We start from the raw sequence: 15,667 nt of genomic DNA on the forward strand, positions 1-15,667 counted from the left end.
CTTGCACAGGGAAACCAGTACGCCCCGGCAGAACTGGCAGCGCACCGTCGAGGAGCAGGGACTGGTCTTCGGCACGCCCGCGCGGTACGGCAGCGGGCAGTCGCGGCCCTACTGGGACGAATCGGTGCACTACGTGCTGCCGATGGACGAGGTGCTCTCGGTCGAGGCGGACGTCGAACTGCTGCACTCGATGTGCCTGGAAGCGGTCGACAACGTCATCCTCACCGAGCGCTACCGCGAGTTCGGCATCCCGGAGTGGGTCTGGCCGCACATCGCCGAGTCGTGGAAGCGCCGCGACCCGCACGTGTACGGCCGGTTCGACCTGCGCTACGACGGCAAGAGCCCGGCGAAGATGCTCGAGTACAACGCCGACACCCCGACCTCGCTGCTCGAGGCCGCGGTGGTGCAGTGGTACTGGAAAACCGACGTCTACCCGGACGACGACCAGTGGAACTCCATCCACGAGAAGCTGGTCGAGCGCTGGGCCGAGATCGGCGACCTGCTGCCCTCGAAGGAACTGCACTTCAGCTGGTCCACCGCCGATCCCACCGGTGAGGACCACATCACCACCTCCTACCTGCAGGAGACCGCCGCCGAGGCGGGGCTGGACACCGTCGGCCTTGCCATCGAGGAGGTCGGCTGGGACCCGGTGCTCAAGCGGTTCGTCGACCTCGAAGAGGCCCCGATGAACACGCTGGTGAAGCTCTACCCGTGGGAGTGGGTGGTCGAGGAGGAGTTCGGCCGGTACGCGGTGGAGTCGCTGCCGCGCACGCTCTGGGTCGAGCCGCTGTGGAAGATGCTGCTGTCGAACAAGGCGCTGCTGGGCATCCTCTGGGAGAACTACCCCGGGCACCCGAACCTGCTGCCCGCCTTCAACGACGACCCCGGCCTGCTCACCGAGTACGTGCGCAAGCCGAAGCTCGGCCGTGAAGGCGCCAACGTGCAGATCGTGGCCACCGGCTACGAGACCGAGACCGGCGGCGTCTACGGCGCGGAGGGCTACGTCTACCAGGCGTTCGACCCGCTGCCCGAGTTCGACGGCTTCCGCCCGGCGCTGGGTGCGTGGATCGTCGGCGACCAGGCGGCCGGGCTCGGCATCCGCGAAACCGCCGGGCTGGTCACCGACGACGGCGCCGCGTTCATCCCGCACCGCATCCCCGAGTAGAGCGTGAACCGGGTGATCAGGCACAATCCGCGCTGATCACCCGCCCTAGCACCTGGGAGTACCTGTGACGACGACCCTCGCCCTGTCCGAGACGTTCGGCTCGGACCTGGTCCGCGGCATCGGCGCGATCCTGCTCTACGGCGTGATCGGCCTGCTGCTCATGCTGCTCGGCTTCTACGCCATCGACTGGACCACCCCGGGCAAGCTGTCCGACCTGGTCCGCCGGGGGCTGCCGAACGCGGTGATCGTCACCGCCTCCGGGTTGCTGTCGATGGCCTTCATCGTGGTCGTCGCGATCTTCAACTCGGCCAGCGACCTGACCGAGGGCCTGATCACCTCGCTGGTCTACGGCCTGCTCGGCATCGTGGTCCAGGTGCTGGCCGTGCGCCTGCTGGAGTGGGCCACCCGGATCGACGTCGGCTCCACCATCGAGAGCGACAAGTTCGCCCCGGCCAGCGTCGTCGTGGCCGCCGCGCACATCGCGCTCGGTCTCGTGGTGGCCGTCGGCATCAGCTGATGACCGGTGCGGCCGTCCACTAGCGTGGGGGGCGTGCGCCTGCTGAGGACACCGGACGACCGGTTCACGGACCTGCCCGATTTCGACTTCCCCGTTTTCTACGCGGACCTGGAAGACCCGGCCTGCGGCATCGTCAGAATGGCGTACGTGGAGGCGGGTCCGCCGGACGGGCCGCCGGTGGTCCTGCTGCACGGGGAACCGACCTGGTCGTTCCTCTACCGCAAGCTGCTCCCGGTGCTCGCCGACGCCGGCCTCCGGGCGATCGCGCCCGACCTGGTCGGCTTCGGCCGCTCCGACAAGCCGGTCGACATCGTGGACCACTCCTACGCCCGGCACGTGGAGTGGGTGCGCTCGCTCGTCTTCGACGCGCTCGACCTGCGTGAGGTGACCATCGTCGGGCAGGACTGGGGCGGCCTGATCGGGCTGCGCCTGGCCGCGGAGAACCTCCGGCTGGTCTCCGGCGTGGTCGCCGCGAACACCGGCCTGCCCACCGGTGACCACGACATGCCCGCCGAGTGGCACGCCTTCCGCGAGGCGATGGAGACCGCGCCGATCATGGACATCGCCCGGTTCGTCCAGGCCGGGACGCGGACCGAGCTGACCGAGGCCGAGCGCGCCGCCTACGACGCGCCCTTCCCCAACGAGATGTACAAGGCCGGTCCGCGGGCCATGCCGGGCCTGGTGCCGACCACCCCGGACGACCCGGCGAGCGCGGCCAACCGGCTCGCACTGGCCACGCTGGCCACCGCCGACCTGCCGATCCTGTCCGCCTTCTCCGACGGCGACCCGATCACCGCCGGCTGGGAGCCGGAGGTGCGCAAGCTCGGTGGCGCGGCCGGACTGGACCACCCGACGATCCGTGACGCGGGCCACTTCCTCCAGGAGGACGCGGGCGAGGAGCTGGGGCGGGTGGTGGCGGCCTTCGTCGCCGGGCCTGCGACTACCCTCGGTTCTCGTGATTGACCCCAGGACACTCCGCGAAGACCCGGAAGCCGTGCGCGCCTCGCAGCGCGCCCGTGGTGAGGACGAGGGCGTGGTCGGCAAACTGCTCGACCTCGACGCCCGCCGCCGGTCCGCGATCGCGAGTGCCGACTCCCTGCGCGCCGAGCAGAAGCAGCTCGGCAAGCAGATCGGCAGGGCGAAGGGTGAAGAGCGGGACGCGCTGCTGGCCAGGGGCAAGGAGCTGGCCGCGCAGGTGAAGGCCGCGGAGGTCGAGCAGACGCAGTCCTCCGAGGAGTTCGAGGAGCTGCACCGGCTGGTGCCGAACGTGGTGCACCCCGACGCGCCGGTCGGCGGGGAAGACGACTTCGCCGTGGTCAAGCACGTCGGCACGCCGCGTGAGTTCGACTTCGCCGTCAAGGACCACCTGGAGCTGTGCGAAGGGCTCGACGCGCTCGACATGGAGCGTGGCGCGAAGGTGTCGGGCTCGCGGTTCTACTTCCTCAAGGGCATCGGCGCGCAGCTGCAGCTGGCCCTGCTGAACATGGCGTCGGCGCAGGCCGCGGAGAACGGCTTCACGCTGATGATCACCCCGGTGCTGGTGCGCCCGGAGATCATGGCGGGCACCGGGTTCCTCGGCGCGCACTCGTCGGAGGTCTACCGGCTGCGTGACGACGACCTGTACCTGGTCGGCACCTCGGAGGTCTCGCTCGCCGGGTACCACGCGGACGAGATCCTGGACCTGTCGAACGGACCGGCGCGCTACGCCGGCTGGTCCTCCTGCTTCCGCCGCGAAGCCGGGTCGTACGGCAAGGACACCCGCGGCATCATCCGCGTGCACCAGTTCGACAAGGTGGAGATGTTCACCTACTGCCGTCCGGAGGACGCGGAGGCCGAGCACGCCCGCCTGCTCGACTGGGAGGAGCAGATGCTGGCCAAGATCGAGGTGCCCTACCGGGTGATCGACACGGCCACCGGCGACCTGGGCACCTCGGCGGCGCGGAAGTTCGACTGCGAGGCGTGGGTGCCCTCGCAGCAGGCCTACCGCGAGCTGACCTCGACCTCGAACTGCACCACGTTCCAGGCGCGCCGCCTCGGGGTGCGCTACCGCGACGAGAACGGCAAGCCGCAGACCGCCGCCACGCTGAACGGCACGCTGGCCACCACCCGCTGGCTGGTGGCGATCCTGGAGAACCACCAGCAGCCCGACGGTTCGGTGCGGGTCCCCGAGGCCCTCCGCCCCTATTTGGGGGGTCGTGAGGTGCTCTCCCCAGTACGGTGAGCGCATGTTCCGCCGGATCGTCCCGCTCGCCGCGTTGCTGTTGCTGACCGCCTGCACCAGTCAGGTCGGCGGTATTCCGCGGCCCGCGCAGGACGGTCCGGTGCTCACCGGCCTCGCCGCGCTGCAGCCGTGCGAACTCTTCACGCCCGAGCAGCTGGCGTTCCTGGAACTGAGCGATCCGCAGTACTACCCGGCCGAGGCGCGGCGCAAGATCCCGCACGGCTGCCGGTTCACCGTCGAGAGCGGCGGCGGCGTCGACATCGGCATCAGCACGCCCGAGATCACCGTGCGCGAGTACATGGCCGGGGCGGTGGCGGACGCTTCGTTCGAGGCGGGCGGCCTGCCGTGGCAGGTGTACCAGGGCGTGGTGCTGGAGTCGCTGTGCGATCTGGTGGTCGAGTTCCCGGACCGCAGCTGGATCCGGGTCGGCAGCAGTGACTTCTCCGGCGACGGGGACCCGTGCCGGGTGGCGAAGCTGGCCGCGCCGTTCGTCGCCGGGAAGCTGCCCGGCGGCGCGCCCGCGCCACCGCCGCCGCCGAAGCAGGAGTCGCCGCTGGCCGGGCAGGACCCGTGCACCACGCTCACCGCGCCGGAGGCCGAGCAGATCGGCCTGCTGGGGTCCAGCGCGAAGCCGTTCGAGCTGGGGAAGTCGGGCAAGGGCTGCGAGTGGTCACCCGCCGACGAGAGCGGAGGCCGGGAGGACATCACCGTCACCTTCCAGCCCGAGGAGTCGATCGAGGACTCGGCGCTGGGGGAGGAACCGGACGCCGAAGAGGACCTGGGGGGCCGCCGGTGGCTGATCTACGACAAACCCGCGGACATCGACGGCATGTGCCGCGTCGCGAGCGCGACCTCGGAGAAGTCGCACGTGTCGATTTCGTCGAGCAACTTCGTCGACGCGGGCAAGACGTGCGAGCTGGCCAAGGCCGCCGCGCCGCTGGTCGCGGCCAAGCTGCCGCGTTCGTGAGGCTGGTGGCGGCGTTCGCCGCGGTGCTGCTGGTCGCCGGGTGCGCGGCGAAGGTGCCCGGACAGGCGATGCCGGGTGCCGCGCCGCCGCCTCCGGCCGTGGGTGACCCGTGCGCGCTGCTCACGCCGGAATACGTGAAGCGGCTGGACCTGGTGGAGCCGGGTGTGGGCAAACCGGCGAACCCGAAGCTGGAGCTGCCGCCCACCTGCGAGTGGAAGCAGGCCACCGACGACCGGCGGGATTCGGTGACCGTCGGGCTGAGCAGCGACATGAGCCTGACCGAGTACTTCGGCTCGTCGACCGCCGGGGAGACGATCGAGCTGGGCGGGTTCACCTGGACCCGGTACCTGGACGGACTGCTCGGGGACAGCTACTGCACGTACGCCACGGAACTATCCGAACGATCGTTCGTATTTGTTGGTTCGGGTGACCGGCGGACGCCGGAGAAGTCCTGCGAGGCCGTGCGCGAGGTGGTGCAACTGGTCGCGTCGCAGCTGCCTGGCGGGCAGCCCGCGCCACCGCCCGCCCCGCCGAGCCCGCTGGCGTCGGTGGACGGCTGCGCGCTGCTGACCCAGGCGCAGGCCGACGAACTGGGCCTGAGGCCGAACCCGCGCAAGCTGGAGAAGGGCTGGGCGGGCGACCTGCCCGGCGGGTGCGAGTGGAAGGTGTCCGGGGACAGCGAGCACGACCTGCTGGTGGTGATGGTCGCCCCGGACCGCTCGGCGGCGGAACTGGACTACCACCACGAACCGTCGGGCGAGACCTTCGACGCGGGCGGCCGGACCTGGGCCGTACACCCCGGCGACAAGCGCGCCTGCACGGTGATCCTTGCCTACGACGACAACTCGAGCGTCCTGATCAACCGCAGCGACAACGACGAAGGCCCCTACTGCGAAGACCTCAAACGCGCCGCACCCCTACTCACCGCCAACCTCCCCGCTTGAATGCCATGAGTGGGGCATTACTTGCGTTCAATGCTAGTAATGCCCCATTCATAGCATTCGCCCTTCGGCTTGGGGCCGAGTTCCACGTTCGCGCAGCCGAGTTCCACGTTCAGGCAGCCGAGTTCCACACTCGCGTAGCTGAGTTCCACACTCGGTGGCTGAGGGGGGCGCGGGGAATGCATTCGTACGGGGGCCCGCCCCGGTTTTTGATTGTGACTACGGCGAAGGCCTCCATGTCAAGGCGGGAATGATGCCTTGACATGGAGGCCTTCGCCGTGTTTTTGGCTGTGGACCGGGGTGGGGTGGGGGTTTGGGCGGATGCTCGCGTTGGGTGGCCGGGTGGCCGGGTGGCGGTTGCGATGGTGGTGGGGGGATGCTCGCGGTGGGTGGCCCGGTGGCGGTTGCGATGGTGGGGCCTCGGCCTGGTGTCACGAATGTGGCTTTGGGGGCCGAATCCGCTCCCAAAGCCACATTCGTGACAACGGCTAGACCTGGTCGGCGACGTGTTTGGCGATTTCCAGGGCGCTGGTGGCCGCGGGGGAGGGGGCGTTGAGGACGTGCACCTGGTTCGGCGCGGTTTCGATGAGGAAGTCGTCGACCATGGAGCCGTCCGGTAGCAGGGCCTGCGCCCGGACGCCCGAGCCGTGGCGCACGATGTCTTCCGGCTGCACCGCGGGCACCAGTTTCGCCAGGCTGTGCGCGAACCGCTTCTTCGAGAACGACCGTCGCACCTCGTCGAGGCCGATCGGGTAGGCGTACTTCTTCGCCAGCCGCCAGATGCCCGGGAAGCGCGCCACCTCGGCGAGGTCGGCGGGCGAGATGTCGCCCCAGCGGTAGCCTTCGCGGCGCAGCGCGAGCACGGCGTTCGGGCCGGCGTGCACGCTGCCGTCGAGCATCCGGGTCAGGTGCACACCGAGGAACGGCAGCGAGGCGTCCGGCACCGGGTAGATCAGCCCGCGCACCAGGTGGCGGCGGTCCTCGCGCAGCTCGTAGTACTCACCGCGGAACGGCACGATGCGGGCCTTCGGCGTCAGCCCGGCCAGCCGCGCGATCCGGTCCGAGTGCAGCCCGGCGCAGTTGACCAGCGCGTCGGCCCGCAGCACCTCGGTGCCGGTGGCGATCTCCACCTTCGAGTTCCGGCTGCGGATGCCCAGCGCGGGCGTGCCCAGGCGCAGGTCGGCCCCGGCTTCCTCGAGCAGGCGCACCAGCGCGCGGCACACCCCGGGGAAGTCGATGATGCCGGTGGACTCCACCCGCAGCGCGCTCACGCACGCGACCTCGGGCTCGTAGTCGCGGGCTTCGTCGGCGCCGATCAGCTTCGCCGGCACGCCGTTGGCCTCGGCTCGTTCGGCCAGCACGGCCAGCGCGGGCAACTCGGCGTCCGAAGTGGCCACGACGAGCTTGCCGCAGACCTCCACGCCGACGCCGTTCTCCCTGGCGAAGTCTACGATGGACCGGTTGCCCGCCACCGACATCCGCGCCTTGAACGAGCCCGGCTTGTAGTACAACCCGGCGTGCACCACGTTCGAGTTGTGCCCGGTCTGGTGGGCGGCCCAGTGGTCTTCCTTCTCCAGCACGGTGACCCGCTCGCCGCGGCGGGTCAGCTCCCACGCCGTGGCCAGTCCGATGATCCCGCCGCCGATGACAACAACGTTCTTCCGCACGGTCGGCCAGCGTACGTGAGCGGTCCGGGCGCCCTCGCCCGGATCAACCTGACGGCCGTCAGGTACAGTACCTAACCAATGTCAGGTAAACGGTTGACCAGGTCCGAGCGCCGCGAGCGCATCCTCGCCGCGGCGGCCGAGGTGTTCGCCGAGCGCGGGTACGACGCGGCGGGCATGCGCGAGGTCGCCACCCGCGCCGGGATCAGCACGCCGGTGCTCTACGACCACTTCCCGGCCAAGGCGCAGCTCTACGCCGGGCTGTTGCAGTCCGAAGTGGACAGGTTGCAGGCAGCCTGGGGCGAGTTGCCGGAACCGCGTGACGCCGAGGAGTTGTTCGTGGCGACGGTCGACGCCATCTTCGGCTGGATCGAGCGCAACCAGCAGGGCTGGCGGATGATCTTCGCCGAAGCGCCGTCGGACCCCGAGGTGGCCGAGGTGCACCGCCGCGGCCAGGCCCGCGCCACCGAAAAGCTCGCCGAACTCTTCGCCGCCGTGCCCCTGAGCACCGACCTCGACCGCTCGCGCGCCAACGAACTGTTCGCCGAAACCTACAAAAGCGCGGTCAACGCCATCGCCGGCTGGTGGTGGCACAACCGCGACCTGCCGCGCGCCCACGTCGTCGCGCTGACCACCGACCTGCTGTGGCACGGGCTGCGGCGGCTGACCCTCCGGGAGGACCTGTGACCGCCACCGAGCGTTACCGCGAAGGCGGCGAGAAGGCCGATCTCGACCTGGCGCTGAGCGCCTTCGCCGAGGACGCGGTGCTGATCTCGCCGTTGACCGACCGTGCGCGGTTCACCGGCAAGGCCGAGATCGCGGAGATCGTCCAAGTCGCCTTGGGTCGGATCGAGGGCATGCGGTTCCACACCGACGTCGGCGACGAACGCACCCGCACGCTGGTCTACACCGGCCGGATCAACGGGGTGGCGATCGAGGAGTCGGCGCTGGTCCGGCTGGACGACGACGGCCTGATCCGGGAGATGACGCTGTTCGTCCGGCCGCTGCCCGCGCTGGTCGAACTCATGGGCGCGTTCGGCCCGGACCTGGCGCGCGCCCACGGCCGGACGTCGGCCGCGAAGGTGCTGGGCTTGCTGATCAAGCCGCTGATCGGCATGGTCCGCGGCGGTGACCGCTTCGGCCTCCGGCTCGTCATGCCCCGGCGGCGTTGAGGGCCAGCGGCGGGCTCAGCGCCTGGCCGCGGGCGTAGGCGCGGTCGAAACCGTCGTCGCCGAGGTCCTCGCGCACGGCGGCGGTGATCCGTGCGACGTCGGGGTCACCGGCGACGGCGACCCCACGCAACGCGACGGCGGCGCCGAGCAGGAACGCCGCCCGTTCCGGTTCGCCGTCGCGCGAGGCCAGCCCGGCGAGCGCGTCGACCGCGTCGGCCGCCGCGGTGTGGTCACGGGCGCTGACCGGCGCGCTCAACGCCTCCCGGTACCGGCGCTCGGCGCTTTCCCGTGCTCCCGTCGCTTCGTCGATCCGGCCTTCGGTGACCAGCAGCTGGGCGCGGATCATCTCCGGGGTGAACCCGCTGGCCGGGCATTCCGCGCGTGACCGCGCGACCAGCTCGCGGGCCGGTCCGAACCGGCCCCGGAGCCGGGCGATTTCGGCGAGCCCCAGGTACGCCGACGCCAGCGCCTCCGGGGTGCCCGCCCGCCGCGCGAGCTGGATGGCGCGTTCGTAGTCGGCCTCGGCGCCGTCGAGGTCGCCGAACAACCGCCGCCGGTCGGCCTGCTGGTAGAGCAGTTCGGTGGTGTCGTCGGTGGCGCCGATCAACTCGGTCAGTTCGAGCGCCTCGTCGGAGAGCACCACCGAAGCCGCCAGGTCGCCGCGCCTGCCGAGCAGCAGGGCGTAGTGGCTCAGCGCCAGCGACAGGCCCCAGCGCTCACCCAGCTCGCGGTAGGCGTCGACGGCGGCGCGCAGCAGTCGCTCGGCGTTCTCGTTGTCACCCTGGAGCATGTGCTTGAGCCCGGTGCCCATCAACGCGAGGCCCTGGCTCCACGGGTCGGCCGAGAACGCCTCTTCACCGAGGCGGTCGGCCGGGCTGCCGGGGTCGGGCGGGCCGATGACCAGGCCGACCACCATGGCGACCATCGGGTGCCGAGGTGGCCGGTTCCAGTCGCGCGCGAACCGGCGGACGGCCTCCAGGTGCGCTTCGAGCGGTTCGTGCGCGGGCAGGCCGCTCGCCGCGTTGGCCACGCACAGCACGAACTCGTCGTGCAGGTCCGGCGGTGGTTCGGGGCCGACGCGCAACGCCACGTCGCGGCTGAGCATCGAGCCCTCGAACCGGCGGCCGCGCATCCACCAGTACGTGCACAGGGCCGCGACGAACCGCAGCGCCAGCCCGGGATCCGCGTCGGTGGCCCACCGCAGCGCGGCGAGCAGGTTCTCGTAGTCGGCGTCGAGGCGGGCGAGCCAGTCGAGCTGGCCTGCCGTGCGCAGGCGTGGCTCGGCCTGCTCGGCGAAGGCCAGGAAGTGCTCGGCGTGCGCACGTCGTAGTTTCTCGGTCTCACCGGCTTCTTCGAGCTTCTCCGCGCCGAAGGCCTTGATCGTTTCGAGCATCCGGTAGCGACCGTCGGCACCCAGGTCGGCCAGGGACTTCTCGGCCAGCTCGCCGATTTCGCCCGGCCCGCAGATCGTCGCGGCCGCTGCCGGGTCGGCGCCGCCCGCGAACACCGCCAGCCGTCGCGCAAGCGTTTGCTCCTCGGGTTCGAGCAGGTCCCAGCTCCACTCGACGACCGCACGGAGCGTGCGGTGGCGGGGCGCCGCGGTCCGCTCGCCGCGGGAAAGCAGGGTGAACCGGTCGTCCAGGCGGACGGCGATCTCGCCGAGCGGGAGCGAGCGCACGCGGGCCGCGGCGAGTTCGACGGCCAGCGGCAGCCCGTCCAGCGCCGCGCAGATCCGCTGCACGTCCCCGACGGTCCGCTCGTCGACGGCGAACCCCGGGCGCACGGCGGCGGCCCGTTCGGCGAACAACCGCACGGCCGGGTAGGTCATCGCGTCCACCGGCGCCAGGCCAGGCGGCGGCACCGGCAGCGGTGCCACGGCCCAGGTGGTCTCCCCGGTGATCGCCAGCGGTTCACGGCTGGTCGCCAGCACCCGCACCGCCGGGCACGCGGCCAGCAGCCGGGCCGTCAGCCGCGCGGCCTCGTCGACGACGTGCTCGCAGTTGTCCAGCAGCAGCACCAGGTTCCGGGTGGCGAGCGCGGCGAGCAGCCGGTCGGCGGGCGGGGTGGCCGGGCGGTCCGCGGGGAAGGTCGATTCGCGCAGACCCAGTGCGCTGAGCACGGCCTGCGCCACGTCGGTGTCGATCGGGGCCAGTTCGACCAGGCAGGTCTCGCCGGGCCAGTGCTGGGCCGCCTCGATCGCCAGCCGGGTCTTGCCCGCCCCGCCGGGACCGGTCAGCGTAACCAGCCGTCCGTCACCTAGCAGCGTCGTCACGCGGCGCAGGTCGGCGTCCCGGCCGACGAAACTGGTCAAAGCGGCGGGCAGCGCGGATCGTGCGGTCTCGGACGTGGTTTCGGCGCGCAGCACCTCGAGGTGGATCGCGGCCAATTCCGGTGACGGGTCCACGCCGAGTTCTTCGACGAGGGTCCGGCGTGCGTCTTCGAAGGCGGTCAGCGCCTCGGCCCGCCTGCCACCGGCGTGCAGCGCGCGGACCAGTTGCCCGCGCAGGCGTTCGCGCAGTGGGTGGTCGGCGATCAGCTCGCCGAGTTCGGCGACCAGCGGCCGGTGTGCGCCGGTGGCGAGCTCGGCGTCGATCCGGTCCTCCACCGCGCCCAGCCGCAGTTCCGTCAGCCGCGCGGCGGCGGCTTCCGCGAACGGGGCGTCGGCCAGGGCCGGTCCCCGCCAGAGCGCCAGTGCGTCCCGGAGTTTCGCGGCGGCACCCGCGTGGTCACCGGCCGACAGCGCGCGGCGGCCACTTTCCGCGAGCTGTGCGAACCGGTGCGCGTCCACGTCCGCCGGGTCCGCGGCGAGGCGGTACCCGGCGGGCAGGAGTTCCACGGTCACACCGGCCTGTCGCAGGCGGGAGACCCGCGACTGCAGCGCGTTCGCCGGATTGGCCGGCGGCGCGTCGCCGTAGAGGCCCTCGACCAGCCGCTCGGCGGGGACCACGCGGCCCGCGTCGAGCAGCAGCAGGGTGAGCAGGGCGCGCACCCCCGGCCCGCCGACCGGCAGGCGGCTGCCGGTGGCGGTGAGGACCTCCGTCGGGCCGAGGATGCCGAAGCGCACCGGCACATCCTCTCCCGGGCGGCCGGGTGGGTGCTGGGGGGACGGGAAACGCCGCCGAAGTCCCGCCCCCCAGCGGCTCTAGGTCATGGACACGTCTTCCAGGCGAAGTGGTAGGTGGTGGAGAAGTTGCCGTCGGTCGAGTCCATGGTCATGAAGCTGGTGGTCGTCTTGGGATCCGAGGTGCCCGCGTTGACCCGCAGTTCCGCGTTGATGTTGAAGTGCCGTTTCTCGCCGCAGGGCGCGTAGACGACCGAAACGAGGTCGGTCTGGTCGGTGGCCTGCCAGTTGTCCTCGAGCGGCCCGGCGTAGTTGTGGTTGACGTACGCGGTCGGGGACATTCCCTGGAAGTAGTAGTTGGCGCGCTCGGTTCCGGTGGCTCCCTTCGCCAGTGCCGCGAAGCCGCGGTAATCGGCCTGCGCGATGCCGTAGGTGAATCCGGACGGCGCGTTGATCCGGAGGTTGAGCTGGCAGTTCTTGCGGAAGTCGGTCGGGGTGGCCCCGACGCCCACCTGGGCCAGGAAATCGCTGTAGGTCACGGTGAATGCTTTGTTGTCCGGGGACACGGCGACGGCGGCGGTGCCCGCCGGACAGCCGGAACCGTTGACGGTGACCACGTCGATCGTGAAATGGTCGGGCGGTGGTGTGGTGCCGGGAGCACCACCCGGGGGAATCACGATGGACATTGCCAATGCGGTAGCGGCCAGCGCGCTGAACATGTGCACACCTTTCCGGGGTTTCAAACCAGGTGGCGGCGGTTCCTGAATGCTAGCGCCGGTGCCGCTACCGCAATTCCGCTGATCGGGTGGCCTTGTTATGTAGTTTTATGAAAGGGAAAAAGGGCAGGGTGGAGCCCTGGTTTATGCGTGGTTTGTTCTCAACACTTCTTCCACGAGAAGTGGTACTTGGTGTCGACGTTGCCGTCGGTCGAGTCCATCGTTATGAAGCTGGTGGTGGCCTTGGGGTCCGAGGTCCCGACGCTCACCCGCAGCTCGGTGTTCACGTTGAGGTGGCGCACTTCGCCGCACGGCGCGTACACAATGGAGGCGAAGTCGGTCTTGTCGGTGGCCTGCCAGCTGTCGCTGTACGGGCCGTAGTAGGGGTGCACCTGGGTGGCATTGGCCGAATTGCCCTGGAAGTAGTAGTTGGCGCGCTGGGAACCGTAGGCTCCCTTGGCGAGGTGGGCGAAACCGCGGTAATCGGCCTGCGCGATGCCGAAGGTGAAGCCCTGCGGGTAGTTCACCCGCAGATTCAGCTGGCAGTTCTTCCGGAATTCGGTCGGACTGGAGCCGGCGCCCGTCTGCGCGAGGTAATCGCTGTAGGTGACGGTGAAGTTGGTGTTGTCGGGTGACACCGCGACCGCGGATGTCCCAGCCGGACAACCCGATCCGTTCACCGTGACGATGCTGATCGTCACCTGGTCCGGTGGGGCCTCCGCCGGTGCCGCGGAACTGGGGGTGGTTATTGCCGACAGGGCAATGGCACTGGCAGCCAGCGCAGTGAACATGATGCACCCTTCTGATGCGTCGTGAACAACTAATCGTGGCGGCGGTGGTTCAGGGTATCCGGACGGGTTCGCGGCGCACTCCGCTGAACGGGCTCTTGTTCTGCACTTGGTGCATCGAAATCAGCTGCCCTGCGGCCATTCGGGTGTGCCGCCGTAGTCCCCGAGATCGCTTCGATCTTGTCCCGTGGGTACGTAGTGGACCCGTACATTACTTGACGAAGTTACTAATGCATTGTTCGGGTTGTCTGTAATGAGTTCATAACTTATGGTAGTTGTCCGGATTCGTTGAATTCGATCTTGAGGGGGCGGGCGCGGATGGCGGGCGGGTACACCTTCGACGCCGACGCCGTGGCCGCGCGAATCAGTGAACTCGAAGCCCTCCGCGACCGCATCCGCGACCAGTCGCACGTGCTGCGCCGGGCGAGGGAGGCGGTCCAGCCGCCCGCGGCCGACGATGCCGCGAAAGGGCAGGCGAAAGCCGCGGCGTTGTCGATCGAGTCGGCCGTGCAGCACAACCGGGCGATGGACGACTACGTCACGAGTTATCTCGCCGTCCTGCAGGCGGCATCGGGCGCCTACGTCAACAAGGATGTCAGTACCGGAGCGGTGTTCGAGAAATGATCTCGCGGTTGCGAAGAGCCGGATTGATCGCTCTGGTACTGGCCATTTCCACCGCGGCGTGTGGCACGCCGATGGCCGGGCGGGCGATACCCGAAGCGCGACCGATCATCGAAAGTCCGGTGGGCGAACACACCAAGGCGCCGCCGGTGCCCCGGCCGCTCGACGCCGAGAAGTACGTCAACGATCCCTGCGCCAGCCTCACCGCCACCCAGCAGGCCGAGTTCAACGTGACCTCCAGCCGGGTGAACAGCGACGGCAGGGGCTCCGGCTGCATCTGGAACGTGGGCGACGGCTCGACCAGTCCCGGCGTCTCCTATCTGACCAGCGTGGACACCGGCCTGAGCAATCTCTACGCGCTGAACGACACCGGCTGGTGGGACCGCGGTTACTTCGAACCCACCGAGGTCGACGGTTATCCGGCCGTCTACGTGGACCTCACCGACCTGCGGGCGCAGGGCGACTGCGGCCTCGCCGTGGCGCTCAGCGACCGCCTCTTCTTCGATGTCTCGATTCGCACGACCAAGGACAACGACGCGTGCCTCGGCGCGAAGAACGTGGCCGAGGCGATCCTGCAGACGATCAAAGAGGGGGCTTGACCGTGATGAACGGGCAAGAGATATACGAGAACTTCGCCCACGCGCGCGGTCCGGAGCCCCTGAGTGTGGCGCAGGAGGCGCTGCACTCGGTGGCGGCCGAGTACCAGGTGCTCGCGCAGGAGATCGCGAACGTGGCGGCGGCCTTCGAACAGGGGTGGACCGGGGACGCGGCGGGGGCGGCGGAGCGGGGCGCGGGGCCGTTGACCATGCAGCACGCGGAGGCGTCCGAGGCGCTGAACCTCGCGCAGGACCTGCTGCGCCGCCAGGTGGAGTCGTTCTGGGTGGCGAAGAACTCGGTCGAGCCGGTGCCGCCGGTGCCCGCCGCGCCTTCGACGATCACCAACGTGATCACCCTCGGGTCGGCCGGTGCGGGCTACGAGCAGTTCGTCACCGAAGCCGGGGCGGCCGCCCAGCGCAACGTCGCGGCGATGGAACTCTGGGCCGACCACTCCGCCTACAACGCCACGATGATGCCGACGAACTACGGCGAGATCGGCGCGCCGGAGGTCTCGATCAGCCTGGCGGAAGGCACCCAGCTCGGCGGCACGGGCGGCGGCCCACCGTCCACAACGGAAGCACCGGAACCCGCCTCTTCGGATGCGGCGGAGCCCGCCACCACACCGGAGCCCGCCACCACGCCGGTGCCCGCTATCGCGCCGGAGGCGGGCACCCAGGCCGCGGTGGCCACCGCTCCCGAGAACGGCCCGGTCGCCCCGGCTCCCACTGCGGCCGCGTCCAGTACCGGTCAGGCGCCGGTGATCGGCACGCCCACCGGCGGCAGCCCCGGCCCCACCGCGCCCAAGCTCGCCACCCCGGCAACTCCGGGCCACGTGGCGACCCCCGGCGCCCCGGCCAAGCCCGGCAGCGGAGCCATCCGAGGCAACCCCAGCACGCGGGCCACGCCGGGCAATCCGGCGAATCCCGGTACCCGAGCCACTCCGGGCACGCCAGGCACCCCGGCCGGCCCCGGCACCCGGGCCACCCCGGGCACGCCAGTCAACCCGGCCACCCCAGCTACCTCGGGAGCCCCCGCCACCCGTGGCACCGCGAAGGGCGCCATCCCGATCGCCGGAGCACCCGCCGCCGATCGTGGTCGGGCCGCTGAGGACGAGGAGCACGAGCGCCGCTACGGCGTGCCGGAGGACAAGCACTTCCAGCCCGCCGAGGACGGCAAGAAGGTCACCGACCCGCGCACCGGCCTGCCCGCCTCCGTGCCCGTCATCGGCGGCTGAACC

The 15,667-nt window shown here is 70.4% G+C and carries 16 protein-coding genes; 12 read left to right on the plus strand and 4 right to left on the minus strand.

Annotated elements, in window-relative coordinates:
- Position 1 precedes the first annotated feature (1 nt).
- The 6 genes from L3Q67_RS11930 (at position 2) to L3Q67_RS11955 (ending at position 5,814) form a co-directional block, all read left to right on the plus strand.
- Positions 2-1,165, plus strand: a complete 1,164-nt coding sequence (locus tag L3Q67_RS11930; RefSeq protein ID WP_499189567.1) for a glutathionylspermidine synthase family protein — start codon at positions 2-4, stop codon at positions 1,163-1,165.
- Between the two features lie 64 nt (positions 1,166-1,229).
- Entirely contained in the window at positions 1,230-1,682 is a 453-nt protein-coding gene (locus tag L3Q67_RS11935) for a DUF350 domain-containing protein (protein ID WP_499189568.1), read from the plus strand.
- 33 nt (positions 1,683-1,715) lie between these two features.
- Entirely contained in the window at positions 1,716-2,645 is a 930-nt protein-coding gene (locus L3Q67_RS11940; RefSeq protein WP_499189569.1) for a haloalkane dehalogenase, read from the plus strand.
- Positions 2,638-3,903 (plus strand): serine--tRNA ligase, encoded by a 1,266-nt coding sequence (gene serS, locus L3Q67_RS11945; protein WP_499189570.1) that lies wholly within the window; start codon positions 2,638-2,640, stop codon positions 3,901-3,903. The genes L3Q67_RS11940 and serS overlap by 8 nt, the downstream gene beginning before the upstream one ends.
- A gap of 4 nt (positions 3,904-3,907) precedes the next feature.
- Positions 3,908-4,870: a DUF3558 domain-containing protein gene (locus L3Q67_RS11950; protein ID WP_499189571.1), complete on the plus strand. Its 963-nt coding sequence runs from the start codon at positions 3,908-3,910 to the stop codon at positions 4,868-4,870.
- On the plus strand, positions 4,867-5,814 hold the full coding sequence (locus tag L3Q67_RS11955) for a DUF3558 domain-containing protein (protein ID WP_499189572.1): 948 nt from the start codon (positions 4,867-4,869) through the stop codon (positions 5,812-5,814). The genes L3Q67_RS11950 and L3Q67_RS11955 overlap by 4 nt, the downstream gene beginning before the upstream one ends.
- A gap of 485 nt (positions 5,815-6,299) precedes the next feature.
- Here L3Q67_RS11955 and lhgO read toward each other — a convergent pair whose 3' ends face one another.
- Positions 6,300-7,478, minus strand: a complete 1,179-nt coding sequence (gene lhgO / locus L3Q67_RS11960; protein ID WP_423581201.1) for an L-2-hydroxyglutarate dehydrogenase — start codon at positions 7,476-7,478, stop codon at positions 6,300-6,302.
- Positions 7,479-7,571: 93 nt separating this feature from the next.
- Between lhgO and L3Q67_RS11965 the strand changes: the two genes are divergently transcribed.
- Together L3Q67_RS11965 and L3Q67_RS11970 are read left to right on the plus strand one after the other, a co-directional pair.
- A complete protein-coding gene (locus L3Q67_RS11965; RefSeq protein WP_499189573.1) occupies positions 7,572-8,162 on the plus strand; it encodes a TetR/AcrR family transcriptional regulator in 591 nt (196 codons plus the stop codon).
- On the plus strand, positions 8,159-8,647 hold the full coding sequence (locus L3Q67_RS11970) for a nuclear transport factor 2-like protein (RefSeq protein ID WP_499189574.1): 489 nt from the start codon (positions 8,159-8,161) through the stop codon (positions 8,645-8,647). Before L3Q67_RS11965 ends, L3Q67_RS11970 begins: the two co-directional genes overlap by 4 nt.
- Here L3Q67_RS11970 and L3Q67_RS11975 read toward each other — a convergent pair.
- The 3 genes from L3Q67_RS11975 to L3Q67_RS11985 form a co-directional block, all read right to left on the minus strand.
- Positions 8,628-11,711, minus strand: a complete 3,084-nt coding sequence (locus L3Q67_RS11975; RefSeq protein ID WP_499189575.1) for an ATP-binding protein — start codon at positions 11,709-11,711, stop codon at positions 8,628-8,630. The genes L3Q67_RS11970 and L3Q67_RS11975 overlap by 20 nt on opposite strands.
- 83 nt (positions 11,712-11,794) lie before the next feature.
- Complete coding sequence (locus L3Q67_RS11980) at positions 11,795-12,427, minus strand: DUF4360 domain-containing protein (RefSeq protein WP_499189576.1); 633 nt, start codon at positions 12,425-12,427, stop codon at positions 11,795-11,797.
- A gap of 158 nt (positions 12,428-12,585) precedes the next feature.
- A complete protein-coding gene (locus L3Q67_RS11985; protein ID WP_499189577.1) occupies positions 12,586-13,104 on the minus strand; it encodes a DUF4360 domain-containing protein in 519 nt (172 codons plus the stop codon).
- Position 13,105: 1 nt separating this feature from the next.
- On the opposite strand from L3Q67_RS11985, the gene L3Q67_RS11990 reads away from it, so the two are divergent.
- The 4 genes from L3Q67_RS11990 (at position 13,106) to L3Q67_RS12005 (ending at position 15,664) form a co-directional block, all read left to right on the plus strand.
- Positions 13,106-13,240, plus strand: coding sequence for a hypothetical protein (locus tag L3Q67_RS11990; protein ID WP_395898034.1), 135 nt, complete (start codon positions 13,106-13,108; stop codon positions 13,238-13,240).
- A gap of 272 nt (positions 13,241-13,512) precedes the next feature.
- On the plus strand, positions 13,513-13,836 hold the full coding sequence (locus tag L3Q67_RS11995; protein ID WP_499189578.1) for a hypothetical protein: 324 nt from the start codon (positions 13,513-13,515) through the stop codon (positions 13,834-13,836).
- A gap of 23 nt (positions 13,837-13,859) precedes the next feature.
- The gene (locus L3Q67_RS12000; protein ID WP_499189579.1) at positions 13,860-14,432 is read left to right on the plus strand and encodes a DUF3558 domain-containing protein; all 573 of its coding nucleotides are present in this window, start codon (positions 13,860-13,862) and stop codon (positions 14,430-14,432) included.
- The gene (locus L3Q67_RS12005; protein ID WP_499189580.1) at positions 14,429-15,664 is read left to right on the plus strand and encodes a hypothetical protein; all 1,236 of its coding nucleotides are present in this window, start codon (positions 14,429-14,431) and stop codon (positions 15,662-15,664) included. The genes L3Q67_RS12000 and L3Q67_RS12005 overlap by 4 nt, the downstream gene beginning before the upstream one ends.
- The last annotated feature ends 3 nt before the right edge of the window (positions 15,665-15,667 follow it).

The organism is Saccharothrix sp. AJ9571 (assembly GCF_021725495.1).
In the GTDB taxonomy this organism is placed as follows: domain Bacteria; phylum Actinomycetota; class Actinomycetes; order Mycobacteriales; family Pseudonocardiaceae; genus Amycolatopsis; species Amycolatopsis magusensis.

Excerpts from the sequence above, each read along its gene's own strand:
- L3Q67_RS11950 (WP_499189571.1), top strand. The coding sequence starts at position 3,908 with ATGTTCCGCCGGATCGTCCCGCTCGCCGCGTTGCTGTTGCTGACCGCC.
- L3Q67_RS11980 (WP_499189576.1), bottom strand. The coding sequence starts at position 12,427 with ATGTTCAGCGCGCTGGCCGCTACCGCATTGGCAATGTCCATCGTGATT.